Annotated in this window: 13 protein-coding genes; 10 read left to right on the top strand and 3 right to left on the bottom strand. The window is 59.6% G+C overall.

Translation table 11 applies throughout. From position 1 onward, the window contains the following. Nucleotides 1-253: 253 nt before the first annotated feature. Nucleotides 254-1,747 carry a CoA-acylating methylmalonate-semialdehyde dehydrogenase gene (locus ACIPLA_RS20590; RefSeq protein WP_007906810.1) on the bottom strand — a complete coding sequence of 498 codons (1,494 nt, stop codon included), beginning with the start codon at nt 1,745-1,747 and terminating at the stop codon, nt 254-256. Between the two features lie 68 nt (nt 1,748-1,815). After that, nucleotides 1,816-3,165 (bottom strand): aspartate aminotransferase family protein, encoded by a 1,350-nt coding sequence (locus tag ACIPLA_RS20585; protein WP_007906809.1) that lies wholly within the window; start codon nt 3,163-3,165, stop codon nt 1,816-1,818. A gap of 124 nt (nt 3,166-3,289) precedes the next feature. Here ACIPLA_RS20585 and ACIPLA_RS20580 point away from each other — a divergent pair, with 124 nt between their 5' ends. From ACIPLA_RS20580 to ACIPLA_RS20555, 6 genes are all read left to right on the top strand, one after another. Beyond that, entirely contained in the window at nt 3,290-4,210 is a 921-nt protein-coding gene (locus tag ACIPLA_RS20580) for a LysR family transcriptional regulator (RefSeq protein WP_007940170.1), read from the top strand. Between the two features lie 190 nt (nt 4,211-4,400). After that, nucleotides 4,401-5,051: a TetR/AcrR family transcriptional regulator gene (locus ACIPLA_RS20575; protein ID WP_401175496.1), complete on the top strand. Its 651-nt coding sequence runs from the start codon at nt 4,401-4,403 to the stop codon at nt 5,049-5,051. A 7-nt stretch (nt 5,052-5,058) separates the two neighbouring features. Next, a complete protein-coding gene (locus ACIPLA_RS20570) occupies nt 5,059-5,640 on the top strand; it encodes a YigZ family protein (protein WP_218397387.1) in 582 nt (193 codons plus the stop codon). 579 nt (nt 5,641-6,219) lie between these two features. Next, nucleotides 6,220-7,785 carry an ABC transporter ATP-binding protein gene (locus ACIPLA_RS20565; RefSeq protein WP_192345800.1) on the top strand — a complete coding sequence of 522 codons (1,566 nt, stop codon included), beginning with the start codon at nt 6,220-6,222 and terminating at the stop codon, nt 7,783-7,785. Nucleotides 7,786-7,796: 11 nt separating this feature from the next. Next, nucleotides 7,797-8,903, top strand: coding sequence for an ABC transporter permease (locus ACIPLA_RS20560; RefSeq protein WP_401175492.1), 1,107 nt, complete (start codon nt 7,797-7,799; stop codon nt 8,901-8,903). Continuing rightward, complete coding sequence (locus ACIPLA_RS20555) at nt 8,903-9,829, top strand: ABC transporter permease (RefSeq protein ID WP_401175489.1); 927 nt, start codon at nt 8,903-8,905, stop codon at nt 9,827-9,829. Before ACIPLA_RS20560 ends, ACIPLA_RS20555 begins: the two co-directional genes overlap by 1 nt. Before the next feature lie 66 nt (nt 9,830-9,895). Here ACIPLA_RS20555 and ACIPLA_RS20550 read toward each other — a convergent pair whose 3' ends face one another. Then, nucleotides 9,896-10,327, bottom strand: a complete 432-nt coding sequence (locus tag ACIPLA_RS20550) for a hypothetical protein (protein ID WP_401175486.1) — start codon at nt 10,325-10,327, stop codon at nt 9,896-9,898. 82 nt (nt 10,328-10,409) lie between these two features. Between ACIPLA_RS20550 and ACIPLA_RS20545 the strand changes: the two genes are divergently transcribed. The 4 genes from ACIPLA_RS20545 to ACIPLA_RS20530 all read left to right on the top strand — a co-directional run bounded on the left by ACIPLA_RS20545 (nt 10,410) and on the right by ACIPLA_RS20530 (nt 14,512). Then, complete coding sequence (locus tag ACIPLA_RS20545; protein WP_007906796.1) at nt 10,410-10,760, top strand: MerR family transcriptional regulator; 351 nt, start codon at nt 10,410-10,412, stop codon at nt 10,758-10,760. 25 nt (nt 10,761-10,785) lie between these two features. Continuing rightward, nucleotides 10,786-11,472, top strand: a complete 687-nt coding sequence (locus ACIPLA_RS20540) for an SDR family oxidoreductase (RefSeq protein ID WP_123500981.1) — start codon at nt 10,786-10,788, stop codon at nt 11,470-11,472. Between the two features lie 254 nt (nt 11,473-11,726). Next, nucleotides 11,727-13,085, top strand: a complete 1,359-nt coding sequence (locus tag ACIPLA_RS20535) for an 8-oxoguanine deaminase (protein ID WP_401175482.1) — start codon at nt 11,727-11,729, stop codon at nt 13,083-13,085. Between the two features lie 344 nt (nt 13,086-13,429). Then, entirely contained in the window at nt 13,430-14,512 is a 1,083-nt protein-coding gene (locus tag ACIPLA_RS20530; RefSeq protein ID WP_401175479.1) for a BMP family ABC transporter substrate-binding protein, read from the top strand. Nucleotides 14,513-14,662: the final 150 nt, after the last annotated feature.

The following is a 14,662-nucleotide window of genomic DNA, read 5'->3' as shown; positions in this document are numbered from 1 at the left end:
GTCAATAAGGCGAAAACACACTGCCTTACCAACTCCTTCTGGCTTCGATGAACTGAAGCGTAACCGCTGCCGAAAACTGCGTAACTCTTTGTTTACCAAGGAGTTTTCCGTTTCGACTGCGCCGGAAGTGGGGCGAATTATAGACGTCCAGAATCTGCCGTCAAGCCCTGATTTCACAATTCTGTCATATAAGGCAAAGAAGCCCCGAAAACACGAAGGCCGGCCCCTAGGGGCCGGCCTTCTTCCCTTCTACTTACAAACTAGGGAATGCGAATTGCGAAGCCTCATGGCTCGCCCGTTGCGGCCAGCGCTGGGTAATAGCTTTGCGACGAGTATAGAAACGTACGCCATCCGGACCATACGCATGCAGATCGCCAAACAGCGAACGCTTCCAACCGCCAAAGCTGTGATAAGCCACCGGCACCGGTAAAGGCACGTTGACGCCGACCATGCCCACTTCAATCTCATCGCAGAACAACCGCGCCGCTTCCCCATCACGCGTGAAGATACAGGTGCCGTTGCCATACTCGTGATCGTTGATCAGTTGCATCGCCTCTTCCAGGCTGTTGACCCGAACGACGCACAGTACCGGGCCGAAGATCTCTTCTTTATAGATGCGCATCTCTGGCGTGACGTTATCGAACAGGCAACCGCCCAGGAAGAAACCTTCCTCATGACCGGCCACGCTCAGACCACGACCATCCACCACCAAGGTCGCACCTGCTGAAACGCCGTCTTCTATATAGCCACTGACTTTATCGCGAGCCTGACCGGAAACCAGCGGCCCCATATCCAGGCCACAAGTCGTACCGGCACCGATTTTCAACGCTTTGACCTGCGGTACCAGTTTGGCCACCAACGCATCTGCCACCTGATCGCCGACACAGACGGCTACCGAGATCGCCATGCAGCGTTCACCGCACGAACCGTACGCCGCGCCCATCAGTGCGCTGACGGCGTTATCCAGATCCGCATCCGGCATCAATACCGCGTGGTTCTTCGCCCCGCCCAGCGCCTGGACGCGTTTGCCGCGCTTGGTGCCTTCGGCGTAAATGTATTCGGCAATCGGTGTCGAGCCGACGAAACTCAGCGCTTTGACTTCCGGCGCTTCAATCAAGGCATCCACCGCAGCCTTGTCGCCATGCACCACACTCAGCACGCCTTTCGGCAGGCCGGCTTCCAACAGCAGCTGAGCAATCAGCAGCGTCGAGCTTGGATCACGCTCGGAGGGTTTCAGAATAAAGCAGTTGCCGCAGACGATCGCCAACGGGTACATCCACAACGGCACCATGGCCGGGAAGTTGAACGGGGTAATACCAGCCACCACGCCCAATGGCTGGAAATCCGACCAGGCATCAATGTTCGGCCCGACATTACGGCTGTACTCACCCTTGAGAATTTCCGGTGCGGCACAGGCGAACTCGACGTTCTCGATCCCGCGCTTCAATTCACCGGCCGCATCCTCCAGGGTCTTGCCATGCTCTTCACTGATCAGTTGGGCGATGCGGGCTTCGTTCTGCTCCAGCAATTGCTTGAAGCGGAACATCACCTGCGCACGCTTGGCCGGCGGAGTGTTACGCCAGGCCGGGAACGCCGCTTTGGCCGAGTCGATGGCTTTTTGAATGGTTTCACGGCTGGCCAATGGCAGTTTGTGGATCGCCTGGCCGGTGGACGGGTTGAACACGTCGGCCGTACGACCGTCTTCGGTCACCAGTTCGCCATTGATCAAATGCGGGATAAGGCTCATGCAGGGCTCCTGAAAGTTGTCCACAGGCGCCCGCGAAAGGACGCCTATATATAGAGAGAGGGGAAAAATCAGTCGATTTTGTTCAGCACTTCGCCGACCGCGTCGAACAAGCGATCGAGGTCTTGCGGCTTGCTGTTGAAGGTTGGGCCGAACTGCAGGGTGTCGCCGCCAAAGCGTACGTAGAACCCGGCTTTCCATAGGGCCATGCCGGCTTCGAACGGACGCACGATGGCATCGCCGTCGCGAGGCGCAATCTGGATGGCACCGGCCAACCCGTAGTTACGAATGTCGATGACGTTTTTCGAGCCCTTCAAACCATGCAATGCATTTTCGAAATGCGGCGCCACTTCCGCCACGCTCTGCACCAGGTTTTCCTTTTGCAGCAGATCGAGTGCCGCCAAGCCCGCAGCGCAAGCCACCGGGTGGGCGGAATAGGTGTAGCCGTGCGGGAATTCCACCGCGTACTCAGGCGTCGCCTGGTTCATGAAGGTCTGGTAGATCTCGGAGCTGGCAATCACCGCGCCCATCGGGATCGCGCCGTTGGTGACTTGCTTGGCAATGCACATCAGGTCCGGCGTCACGCCAAAACTGTCGGCACCGAACATCGAACCGGTACGACCAAAACCGGTGATCACTTCGTCGAACACCAGCAGGATGTTGTGCTGATCGCAGATCTCGCGCAGACGCTTGAGATAACCCTGCGGCGGAACCAGCACGCCAGCGGAACCAGCCAATGGCTCGACGAATACCGCTGCGATGTTCGAGGCATCGTGCAGCTCGATCAACTTGAGCAATTCATCCGCCAGCGCGATACCACCCTGCTCCGGCATGCCGCGAGTGAAAGCATTGCTCGCCAGCAAAGTGTGCGGCAGGTGATCGACGTCCATCATCGCCTGACCGAACAGTTTGCGGTTGCCGTTCACGCCGCCGAGGCTGGTGCCGGCGATGTTCACGCCGTGATAGCCACGAGCGCGGCCGATCATTTTGGTCTTGGTGGCCTGGCCTTTCAGGCGCCAGTAAGCGCGCACCATTTTCACCGCCGTGTCTGCGCACTCGGAACCCGAGTCGGTGAAGAACACGTGATTCAGATTGCCCGGGGTCAGATCGGTGATTTTCTCGGCCAACTGGAACGACAGCGGGTGACCGTACTGAAAGCCCGGCGAGTAATCCAGGGTACCCAACTGCTTGGCCACCGCTTCCTGAATTTCCTTGCGGGTGTGTCCGGCGCCGCAGGTCCACAGACCTGAGAGCGAATCGTAGACCTTACGGCCCTTGTCGTCTGTCAGCCAACTGCCCTCGGCAGCCACGATCAGTCGCGGGTCGCGTTGGAAATTGCGGTTCGCGGTGTAGGGCATCCAGTGAGCATCGAGCTTTAGCTGGCTGGCCAGGGAAGTCGGGGCGTTTTCAGGCACGTTCATGGGCAAAACCTCGCAGGGCAATAAGCGGCGTGGAGATGAAAAGCGTTCTTGCAGCTAAATTGCCACGGAGATAAAGTCGGTGAAATCCAACTTTTCTAACCTTCAGTCAGGCCCGGACTAAACTATGAGTACCCGCCGCCCCGATCCACTGGCGCAAGTCAGTGACTTTGATATCCGCCTGTTGCGGATTTTTCGCAGCGTGGTGGAATGCGGCGGCTTTTCTGCCGCGGAATCGGTATTGGGGATCGGGCGCTCGGCCATCAGCCAACAGATGAGCGATCTGGAGCAGCGCCTCGGCCTGCGTCTGTGCCAACGCGGTCGCGCCGGTTTTTCCCTGACCGAAGAGGGCCGCGAGGTTTACCAATCGGCGTTGCAGCTATTAAGTGCGCTGGAAAGTTTCCGCACCGAGGTCAACGGCCTCCATCAACACTTGCGCGGCGAATTAACCATTGGCCTGACCGACAACCTGGTCACCCTGCCGCACATGCGCATTACTCACGCCCTGGCGCAGTTGAAGGAGCGTGGTCCGGATGTACAGATCCAGATCCGCATGATTGCGCCCAATGAAGTCGAACAAGGCGTGCTCGACGGGCGCTTGCATGTCGGCGTAGTGCCGCAGGCCAGTGCGCTGTCGGGTCTGGAATATCAGCCGCTCTACAGCGAACGTTCGCTGCTGTATTGCGCAGTCGGGCATCCGTTATTTTATGTCGACGACAAACAACTGGACGATGAGCGTCTCAATAGCCAGGACGCCATCGCTCCGACCTTCCGTTTGCCTGCCGAGATTCAGGCCCACTATCAGGCGCTCAACTGCACCGCCAGTGCATCGGATCGCGAAGGCATGGCATTTCTGATTCTGACCGGGCGCTACATCGGTTATCTGCCAGATCATTACGCCAGCCTCTGGGTGCAACAAGGCCGATTGCGTGCGCTGAAACCCAAGGCACGTTTTTATGACCTGAGTCTGGCATCGGTCACACGCAAGGGCCGTCGGCCGCATCTGGTGCTGGAAAGCTTCCTTGAGAGCCTGGCCGCAACGCGCTGAAAACTGTGGGAGTCGAGCTTGCTCGCGAAGGCGGCTTAACATTCAACATTAATGCTGACTGGCACCCCGCCTTCGCGAGCAAGCTTCGCTCCTACAAGGTCAAGGTTTTATCGCAACAGGACTTGTCTGCGACCTGCGGGTGCGCTATCAACGCATCTGGTTGCACCCATTTACCTGTTCGGAAGTGCCTATGACCTTTGAAGTCCCAGCCCACGGCGGCAAACCCGCCAGCCGCATTCGTCAGAAGAACGAAGAGACCATCATCAAAGCCGCCGAAGACGAATTCGCCCGTCACGGATTCAAAGGCACCAGCATGAACACCATCGCGCAGAAGGCCGGGTTGCCCAAAGCGAACCTGCATTACTACTTCACCAACAAACTCGGTTTGTATGTGGCGGTGCTGAGCAACATCCTTGAACTCTGGGACAGTACTTTCAATACCCTGACCGTCGAGGATGATCCGGCAGAAGCATTGACGCGATACATTCGCGCAAAAATGGAATTCTCCCGGCGCCAGCCACAAGCTTCGCGGGTCTTCGCCATGGAGGTCATCAGCGGCGGCGAATGCCTGAGCGAGCATTTCAACCAGGACTATCGCATCTGGTTTCAGGGCCGGGCCGCGGTGTTTCAGACGTGGATCGATGCCGGCAAAATGGACCCGATCGACCCGGTGCACCTGATCTTCCTGCTGTGGGGCAGCACCCAGCATTACGCCGATTTTGCCACGCAGATCTGCCGTGTCACCGGGCGCACCAAGTTGACCAAGCAAGACATGGAAGACGCCGGCAACAACCTGATCCGCATCATTCTCAAAGGCTGCGGCCTGACGCCTGCTATCTAAGACACCTATGCCTTTTACCCTCAGCGGCTTTTGCGAACACCGCGAAGAGATTCGCAAAAGCCGCTTCATCGCCCTCGCCGGACCAATCACCAGCGCAGCGGATGCTCAAGCGTTCATCGAGCAGCACAGTGATTTGAACGCCTCGCACAATTGCTGGGCCTGGAAACTCGGCGATCAATATCGCAGCAACGATGATGGCGAACCCGGCGGCACCGCTGGCCGGCCGATTCTCGCAGCGATCGAAGCTCAGGATTGCGATCAGGTCGCGGTGTTGGTGATCCGTTGGTATGGCGGCATTCAACTGGGCACTGGCGGCCTCGCCCGGGCCTATGGCGGCGGTGCCAACAAATGCCTGCAAGGGGCGCCGAAGGTCGAGCTGATCAGTCGGGTGCCGGTGAGTTGTGCCTGCGCATTTAGTGAATTGGCGCTGGTGAAACTTCGGGTGGCGGAACTGGGCGGTTTGGTCGTGGAGGAAATCTTCACGGCCAATGGCGTGGAACTGCAATTGGCGATCGGCGAGGGGCAAATAGAGACCTTGCAGATGCAGCTGGCGGATTTGAGTCGCGGGCGCATTTTGTTGCAGCGATAAAAGATCAAAAGATCGCAGCCTTCGGCAGCTCCTACGCGCCTGTGGGCGCTGCGATCTTTTGGGGCACCCCGGTTTTCTTTATTCTCGATACTTGCCCACATCTGCTGTGCACCCGGCTGTGGATAACCTGAGCACATTCCCCTGTAACCCTTCTGTCATGCGGCTTTGCGGGCTTTGTTCATTTTTCATCCAAATCCCCAGTAGCAACATTTATTTCACGTAAAAACAAACAGTTAGAGCGGTTTATCGCCATTAGAAGAAAGCCCCTCAGTGCTTATGCCCCTCCGCTCGGCTTGCGCACAAATACTGTGGAACAACCTGTGGATAACCCGTTCATGGCTGGCGCAGCCCCATGTCCGACATAGCTTGCAGGGTATTGGTCGTTTCTTGATCAATTCACCGCGCGCAAAACCAGAGCCTGATCAAAGAACGTGCCCTCAAGTGGTGCCTGATTCGGAGTTGGAATAAGGCGAGGCACCGCCCACAACCCTAAACCAGCAAGGCCTTGCCGATTTCCTGACTCAATGGCCAGGAAATTGCTTTATCCCCAGGTATAACTTCTGTCGACCTGAGCCTGTCATGTCCAACCCCGTGCCGATCCCCGATCAAATACCCCGCCTGCAATTGCGCAGAATCAGCAAACGTTACCCCGGTTGCCTGGCCAACGATGCCATCGACTTGAGCATTGCGCCCGGTGAAATTCACGCCCTGCTCGGCGAAAACGGTGCGGGAAAAAGTACCCTGATGAAGATCATCTACGGCGTCACTCACGCCGACTCAGGGGAAATGATCTGGCAGGGCCAGCGCGTGACCATGCGCAATCCGGCCCAGGCTCGCGGCCTCGGGATTGGCATGGTGTTCCAGCATTTCTCGCTGTTCGAAACCCTGAGCGTGGCGCAGAACATTGCGCTGGCCATGGGCGCTGCGGCGGGTACGCCGAAGCAGCTTGAGCCGAAGATTCGTGAAGTGTCCCAACGCTACGGCATGGCGCTGGAACCGGAGCGACTTGTCCACAGCCTGTCCATCGGCGAGCGTCAGCGGGTGGAAATCATTCGCTGCCTGATGCAAGACATCCGCCTGTTGATTCTCGATGAGCCGACATCTGTACTGACCCCGCAAGAAGCCGACGAACTGTTTGTCACATTGCGCCGGCTGGCGAGCGAGGGCTGCAGCATTCTGTTTATCAGCCACAAGCTCGGCGAAGTGCGTGCGTTGTGCCACAGCGCCACGGTGTTGCGCGGCGGTCGGGTGGCCGGGCATTGCGTGCCGGCGCAGTGCTCGGATCGGCAACTGGCGCAGTTGATGGTCGGTGAAGCCGCCGAGCTGATCACCGACTATCCAAAGGTCATGGGGGCTGATGCGTTTTTGAACGTGACGGGGTTGTCCTGGCACAACCCGGACCCGTTCGGCTGCTCGCTGAAGGACATTGATTTCGACGTGCGCAGCGGCGAAATCGTGGGAGTCGCCGGAGTGGCCGGCAATGGTCAGGATGAGTTGCTGGCCTTGCTCAGTGGTGAAGAACGGCTGCCCCGCGATGACAGCGCGACGATCAGTTTCGGCGGGCAACCGGTGGCGCATTTGCGGCCGGATGCTCGACGCAAACTTGGCCTGGCGTTCGTCCCCGCCGAGCGTCTGGGGCATGGCGCGGTGCCGGAACTGAGCCTGGCGGATAACGCCCTGCTCACTGCGTTTCAACAGGGGCTTGTCAGCAACGGGCTGATCCAGCGCGGCAAGGTCGAAGCGCTGGCCGAAGACATCATTCGCCGCTTCGGGGTCAAGACACCTGATGCCCAGGCGCCTGCTCGCAGTCTGTCCGGCGGCAACTTGCAAAAATTCATCCTCGGCCGGGAGATCCTTCAACAGCCTGAATTACTGGTGGCCGCGCACCCGACCTGGGGCGTGGACGTCGGAGCGGCCGCGACCATTCACCGGGCGTTGATTGCCTTGCGCGATGCCGGCGCGGCGATCCTGGTGATCTCCGAAGACCTCGACGAACTGTTCCAGATCTGCGATCGCCTCGGCGCCCTGTGCGGCGGTCGGCTGTCGCCATTGCAGGCCACCGTCGACACCCATCTGAGCGACGTCGGCGGCTGGATGGCTGGCCAGTTCGACGCGCCTCAATCACCTGCCCCCGTAGCGCTTTAACGGAGTTTCACATGCTGCTTTCTCTCGAACCCCGTGGCCAGCAATCACGCCTGATGTTGTGGTGCTCGCCCTTGCTGGCGGCCGTGTTGACGCTGGGCTGTGGCTCATTGCTGTTTATCGCCCTGGACCACGATCCGTTACTGACCTTGCACACGTTGCTGATTGCACCGATCAGCGACTTGTACGGTGTCTCCGAATTGTTGGTCAAAGCACTGCCGATTCTGCTCTGCGCATTGGGCCTGGCGGTGGCGTATCAGGCGCGGATCTGGAACATCGGCGCCGAAGGTCAGTTGCTGCTCGGCGCCCTCGCCGGCAGTGCGTTGGCAGTGAACATCATTGGCTGGCAAAGCCGCTGGGCGCTGGTGTTGATCCTGCTCACAGGCACCTTGGCCGGCGCCGCGTGGGCCGGGTTGACGGCATGGTTGCGCACGCGCTTCAACGCCAATGAAATCCTCACCAGCATCATGCTCAATTACATCGCCCTGAACCTGCTGCTGTTCTGCGTCCACGGGCCGCTGAAGGACCCGGCGGGGTTCAACTTTCCAGAGTCGGCAATGTTCGGCGATGCCAGTCGACTGCCGCTGTTGATGGAGGACGGCCGGGTTCATGCCGGTGTGTATTTCGCCCTGCTCGCGCTGGTGGCGGTGTGGGTATTGCTGCAGAAAAGCTTTGTCGGCTTCCAGATCAAAGTGCTCGGGCTGGACAAGCGCGCCGCCGGTTTCGTCGGCTTTCGCGAGAAGCGGCTGATCTGGCTGGCGTTGTTGATCAGCGGCGGTTTGGCGGGGTTGGCCGGGGTCTGCGAAGTCACTGGGCCGATCGGTCAATTGGTGCCGCAGGTCTCACCGGGTTACGGCTATGCGGCGATCACCGTGGCGTTTCTCGGGCGGCTGAATCCCATCGGCATTCTGTTTTCCAGCCTGTTGATGGCGCTGCTGTACATCGGCGGCGAAAGCGCACAGATGAGCATGAACCTGCCGCAAGCGATCACTCAATTGTTCCAGGGGATGATGCTGTTTTTCCTGCTGGCCAGTGACGTGCTGATTCTCTACCGACCGCGTTTGAACCTGCGCTGGGCCCGCCGTGCACCAACCACCGCCGTACACGCAGGAGCCTTGTGATGGATATCGATCTGCTGAGCAATATTTTCTACGCCATGGTCCGTTGCGGTACGCCGTTGTTACTGGTGGCGCTGGGCGAGTTGATCTGCGAGAAGAGTGGCGTCCTCAATCTGGGGCAGGAAGGCATGATGCTGTTTGGCGCGGTGATCGGTTTTATCGTCGCGCTGAACAGCGGCAACCTCTGGCTTGGCGTGTTGCTGGCGATGCTCGCCGGGATGCTGCTGTCGTCGCTGTTTGCCTTGGTGGCGCTGGTGTTCAACGCCAATCAGGTGGCGACCGGGTTGGCGTTGACGATCTTCGGCGTAGGCCTGTCGACCTTTGTCGGCGCAGCGTGGGTTGGTAAACCGTTGGCGGGTTTTGAGCCGGTGGCGATTCCGTTCTTGAGTGAAATCCCGCTGATCGGGCGGATGCTGTTTGCCCAGGACTTGTTGGTGTACTTGTCGTTCGCGCTGTTCACGTTAGTGGCCTGGGTGATTCTGAAAAGTCGCGTCGGGTTGATCATTCAGGCGGTCGGCGAAAACCCGGACGCGGCCAGTGCCATGGGCTTGCCGGTGTTGCGCGTGCGCACGCTGGCGGTGCTGTTTGGCGGCGCGATGGCGGGGTTGGCCGGGGCTTATTTGTCCCTGGCCTACACGCCGATGTGGGCGGAAAACATGAGCGCCGGTCGCGGCTGGATTGCCCTGGCACTGGTGGTATTTGCCAGTTGGCGGGTGTGGCGATTGCTGCTCGGGGCGTATCTGTTCGGTCTCGCCAGCATCCTGCATTTGGTGGCGCAGGGGTCGGGGCTGGCGATTCCGTCGAGCCTGCTGGCGATGCTGCCGTATGTCGCGACCATTGTGGTGTTGGTGCTGCTGTCCCGGGATGCCGTGCGCACACGGTTGTATGCGCCGGTGTCGTTGGGGCAGCCGTGGCAAGCCGGGCATTAGGTGTTGGCCGTTCGGGCCTCTTCGCGGGCAAGCCTCGCTCCTACGGATCCATTTCGTTCTTACGGCTTATACAAAACCTGTAGGAGCGAGGCTTGCCCGCGAAGGCGCCCGAACAGGCAACACTTGAACAACGCCCCACGCCAATTCAAAGACCAGGAAAACAACCAGCAATAAGCTGGCGCCGTGGAGCAAGGCATACAGCTGCCAAGCCGAAAACAGAAACCGCCCCACCGCGTCATACCGCCCAAACACCTGCTGCGGATCACGAATCCGCAGCACGGCCCACACGCACACAATCGAACCCAACAAATTCGCCATCAGCATGTGCATCGGCTCGAACGGCGGTAGCTCGCCAGGCAAATTGAAAGCCTGGCTCAGGCTCAACAACACGCCATGCAACGCCGCAAAACTCCACGGCGTCACAAAAGCAGCGGTCACGATCAGGTCGTACCACGCACTGCCACGCACCACTTGACGATATTGCGTTGAAGTCCACATCCGTCTTGCTCCGTAAATTCAGGGAGCAACAAGGCTAAAGCCTGGAGTATGCTCCAGGGTCAAGCCCTCTCGAGACATCAAGATGCGCATCGGTGAATTGGCCCAGGCCAGCGCCGTCAGCCGCGACACGTTGCGCTTTTACGAGCAGCGCGGGTTGATCGCCGCGCAACGCAGCGCCAATGGTTATCGCGACTATCCGGCGGAGATGGTGCAACTGGTGCTGTACATCAAGACCGCTCAGCGACTGGGCTTTACCCTCGGCGAGATCGGCAGCAGCGTCGCTGCGCTGTGGCAGGCGCCCGACCCGGCCAATGCCGTGACCCAACTGCTGCAAGACAAACTGAACCTGATCGAAACCCGCATCGCCGAACTCGATGTCTTGCGTCAGGAACTGCAACATCGGCTCGGTCAACGTTGTCCATTAAATCCGTGATTTTCATCCATCAAGGAAGCCATTCATGTCCAAGGCAAAAACCGCACTCATCATCGGTGCCTCCCGAGGCTTGGGCCTCGGTCTGGTGAAAACCCTGCTGGCCGACGGCTGGCAAGTCACCGCCACCGTGCGCAACCCGCAGGGCGCCGAAGCCTTGCAAGCGCTGGGCAAGGTGCGGATCGAAAAACTCGACATGGACGATCAGCAAGCGGTCATTGCCCTTAGCCAACAACTCAAGGGGGAAGTCTTCGACTTGTTGTTTGTGAATGCCGGAGTCAAGGGCCCGGAGGTCCAGACGCCGGGCGGCGCGACGTTGGCCGAGGTGGGGCAATTGTTCTTCACCAATGCCGTTGCGCCGATCAATCTGGCCCAGCGCTTCGTCGGGCAGATTCGCGATGGCAGCGGCGTGCTGGCCTTCATGAGTTCGGTGCTGGGCAGCGTGACCATGCCCGACGCGCCGGAGCTGGCACTGTACAAGGCCAGCAAAGCGGCGCTGAACTCCATGACCAACAGCTTCGTCACGCAACTGGGCGAACAGAAACTCACCGTGCTGTCGCTGCATCCGGGTTGGGTGAAAACTGATATGGGCGGTGAAGGCGCGGACATTGATGTGGAAACCAGCACCCGCGGGTTGATCGATCAGGTGAATGCGTATGCCGGCAAGGGCGGGCATCATTTTGTGAACTACAGGGGTGAGACCATTCCCTGGTAACACCACAGATCGAGTGTGGGAGCGGGCTTGCTCGCGAAGAGGGAGTGTCAGTCGGCATTGATGTGAATGACACACCGCCTTCGCGAGCAAGCCCGCTCCCACAGGGGTCTTGCGTTGTCCTGTCGGGCCGGGCTTGCCCGCGAAGCTTTTTTGTTCGAAACTCCGCACCTCGCCCCCGCGGCGACCCTGGATCAGCAGACAGGGCAACACTGAGCTGGCAACCCTGAACCCAACTTTCAGAGGAGCCGGCCAACATGCCTGCGACCCGTACCTGGTTAAAAAATCCCCTCGCCATTTTCACGGCCAACGCGCTCGATGCCCGTGGCGGTCTGGTGCTGCAAGACGGTTTGATCGTCGAAGTGCTCAGCGCCGGCCAGCAACCGTCCGCGCCCTGTGACCACGTTTTCGATGCTCGCGAACACGTGATCCTGCCAGGGCTGATCAACACCCATCACCACTTCTATCAAACCCTGACCCGTGCCTGGGCGCCGGTGGTTAATCAACCGTTGTTCCCGTGGCTGAAAACCCTCTATCCGGTCTGGGCTCGTCTCACCCCTGAAAAACTCGCCCTCGCCACCAAGGTCGCATTGGCCGAGTTGCTGCTGTCCGGTTGCACCACCGCGGCCGATCACCATTACCTGTTTCCGGAAGGCCTGGAAAATGCGATAGACGTACAGGTCGAGAGCGTCCGCGAACTGGGCATGCGCGCCATGCTCACTCGCGGTTCCATGAGCCTTGGCGAGAAAGACGGCGGCCTGCCACCGCAGCAGACCGTCCAGGAAGGTGAAGTGATCCTCGATGACAGCCAACGTTTGATTGCCGCATACCACGAGCGCGGTGATGGGGCGCAGATTCAAATCGCCCTGGCACCGTGCTCGCCGTTCTCGGTGACCCCGGAAATCATGTCCGCCAGCGCCGAACTGGCGAACACACTCGACGTGCGCCTGCACACGCACCTGGCGGAAACCCTCGACGAAGAAGACTTCTGCCTGCAACGTTTCGGCCTGCGCACCGTTGATTACCTGGACAGCGTCGGCTGGCTCGGCCCGCGCACGTGGCTGGCCCACGGCATTCATTTCAACCCCGACGAAATCGCCCGCCTCGGCGCGGCCGGCACGGGCATTTGCCATTGCCCGAGTTCAAACATGCGCCTGGCTTCCGGCATTTGCCCGACGCTGGACCTGACCGCTGCGGGGGCGCTGCTGGGTCTGGGCGTGGACGGTTCGGCGTCCAACGATGCGTCGAACATGATCCTCGAAACCCGTCAGGCGTTGTACATCCAGCGGCTGCGTTATGGCGCGGAAAAGATTACCCCAGAATTGGTACTGGGCTGGGCGACCAAGGGTTCGGCGAGTTTGCTCGGGCGCACCGATATCGGTGAACTGGCGGTGGGCAAGCAGGCGGATCTGGCGCTGTTCAAACTGGATGAACTGCGCTTCTCCGGCAGCCATGATCCGGTGTCGGCGCTGCTGCTGTGCGGCGCGGATCGGGCGGACCGGGTGATGGTCGGCGGAAAGTGGCGGGTGATCGACGGTCAGGTTGAGGGGCTGGATCTGAAAGGGTTGATTGCCGATCACAGCCAGGCCGCTCGGCAGTTGATCGCCGGCACCTGACACAACACCAAACAAATGTGGGAGCGGGCTTGCTCGCGAAAGCGGTGTGTCATGCAACATTGATGTCGGCTGACATACCGTCTTCGCGAGCAAGCCCGCTCCCACAGTTTTGTGTGAGGCGCCCGCACCAGTGGATGGCGTGGATTCGAGACGGTGCACCGGGATGGTTCTGTGGTGGTCGTCAGGGACTCTTCGCGGGCAAGCCTCGCTCCTACGGGATTTGCGCAGGTCTTGTGCGGGCTTGCCCGCGATGGCCGCTACGCGATTCCGATCCATTAGTTGTCCTGTTGGTCAGTAATTTGCATTGCCCTGACCTACCTCACAACAAAATGGAGTTCCCGTTCATGCATAAACGTCCGTTGAAAAAGCTGCTCTGCGCTGTCGCCGCAGCCATCGGTCTGAGCGCCAGCCTGACCGCCAGTGCTGCCGACCCGCTGAAAGTCGGCTTCGTCTATATCGGCCCGATCGGTGACCACGGCTGGACGTATCAGCATGAACAGGGACGCAAGGTGCTGGCAGAAAAATTCGGCGAGCAGATCACCACCAACTACGTGGAAAACGTCGCCGAGGGCGCCGATGCCGAGCGGGTGATCCGCAACATGGCCAAGGACAAGTACGACCTGATTTTCACCACGTCTTTCGGCTACATGAACCCGACCCTGAAAGTCGCCAAGCAATTTCCCAAGGTGACCTTCGAACATGCCACCGGCTACAAGCAGGACAAGAACCTCGGCACTTACCTGGCACGTACTTATGAAGGCCGCTACGTCGGCGGTTTTCTCGCGGCGAAGATGACCAAGACCAAGAAAGTCGGCTACGTCGCCTCGTTCCCGATCCCGGAAGTGATCCGCGACATCAACGCCATTCAACTGGCCCTGAACAAGTACAACCCGGGTACCGAGATCAAAGTGGTGTGGGTCAATTCCTGGTTCGACCCGGGCAAGGAAGCCGACGCCGCCAATGCGCTGATCGACCAGGGCGTGGACGTAGTGTTCCAGCACACCGACAGCCCGGCACCGATCCAGGCGGCCGAACGGCGTGGCGTGTATGCCGTCGGTTATGCATCGGACATGGCGCACTTCGGGCCGAAAGCGGTGCTGACGTCTATCGTCAATGACTGGGGGCCGCATTACATTCAGGCGACTCAAAGCGTGCTCGACCACACATGGAAATCCCAGGATTACTGGGGCGGTCTGAAGGAAGGTACGGTTGAGCTGCCGATCAGCGACCTGGTGCCGCCCGCGGTAAAAACCGAAGCCGAGCAGATCATTGCCGACATCAAGAGCGGTGCGTTGCATCCGTTCACCGGACCGATCAAGGACCAGGCCGGCGTGGAGAAAATCCCGGCGGGCGCGACGGCAACCAATGCGCAGCTGGCGTCGATGAACTACTACGTCGAAGGCATGAAGGCCGAGATACCGAAGTAATTCCGGCCGAACACAAAACCCTGTGGGAGCGGGCTTGCTCGCGAAGGCGGTGTGTCATGCGATATTGATGTCGACTGACACACCGCCTTCGCGAGCAAGCCCGCTCCCACAATGGATCTTCGGTACTCTTCAGCCAGCGTAGGACAGCAA

This window comes from Pseudomonas sp. NPDC086112 (genome assembly GCF_044746425.1).
Taxonomy (GTDB): Bacteria; Pseudomonadota; Gammaproteobacteria; order Pseudomonadales; family Pseudomonadaceae; genus Aquipseudomonas.
Note: the sequence above shows the minus strand (reverse complement) of the source record. Positions and strands in the feature narration are given on the sequence as shown.

Coding starts and splice junctions, on each gene's coding strand:
- ACIPLA_RS20565 (WP_192345800.1), top strand. CDS start 6,220: ATGTCCAACCCCGTGCCGATCCCCGATCAAATACCCCGCCTGCAATTG.
- ACIPLA_RS20555 (WP_401175489.1), top strand. CDS start 8,903: ATGGATATCGATCTGCTGAGCAATATTTTCTACGCCATGGTCCGTTGC.
- ACIPLA_RS20590 (WP_007906810.1), bottom strand. CDS start 1,747: ATGAGCCTTATCCCGCATTTGATCAATGGCGAACTGGTGACCGAAGAC.
- ACIPLA_RS20540 (WP_123500981.1), top strand. CDS start 10,786: ATGTCCAAGGCAAAAACCGCACTCATCATCGGTGCCTCCCGAGGCTTG.
- ACIPLA_RS20570 (WP_218397387.1), top strand. CDS start 5,059: ATGCCTTTTACCCTCAGCGGCTTTTGCGAACACCGCGAAGAGATTCGC.
- ACIPLA_RS20585 (WP_007906809.1), bottom strand. CDS start 3,165: ATGAACGTGCCTGAAAACGCCCCGACTTCCCTGGCCAGCCAGCTAAAG.
- ACIPLA_RS20580 (WP_007940170.1), top strand. CDS start 3,290: ATGAGTACCCGCCGCCCCGATCCACTGGCGCAAGTCAGTGACTTTGAT.
- ACIPLA_RS20550 (WP_401175486.1), bottom strand. CDS start 10,327: ATGTGGACTTCAACGCAATATCGTCAAGTGGTGCGTGGCAGTGCGTGG.
- ACIPLA_RS20545 (WP_007906796.1), top strand. CDS start 10,410: ATGCGCATCGGTGAATTGGCCCAGGCCAGCGCCGTCAGCCGCGACACG.
- ACIPLA_RS20535 (WP_401175482.1), top strand. CDS start 11,727: ATGCCTGCGACCCGTACCTGGTTAAAAAATCCCCTCGCCATTTTCACG.
- ACIPLA_RS20560 (WP_401175492.1), top strand. CDS start 7,797: ATGCTGCTTTCTCTCGAACCCCGTGGCCAGCAATCACGCCTGATGTTG.
- ACIPLA_RS20530 (WP_401175479.1), top strand. CDS start 13,430: ATGCATAAACGTCCGTTGAAAAAGCTGCTCTGCGCTGTCGCCGCAGCC.
- ACIPLA_RS20575 (WP_401175496.1), top strand. CDS start 4,401: ATGACCTTTGAAGTCCCAGCCCACGGCGGCAAACCCGCCAGCCGCATT.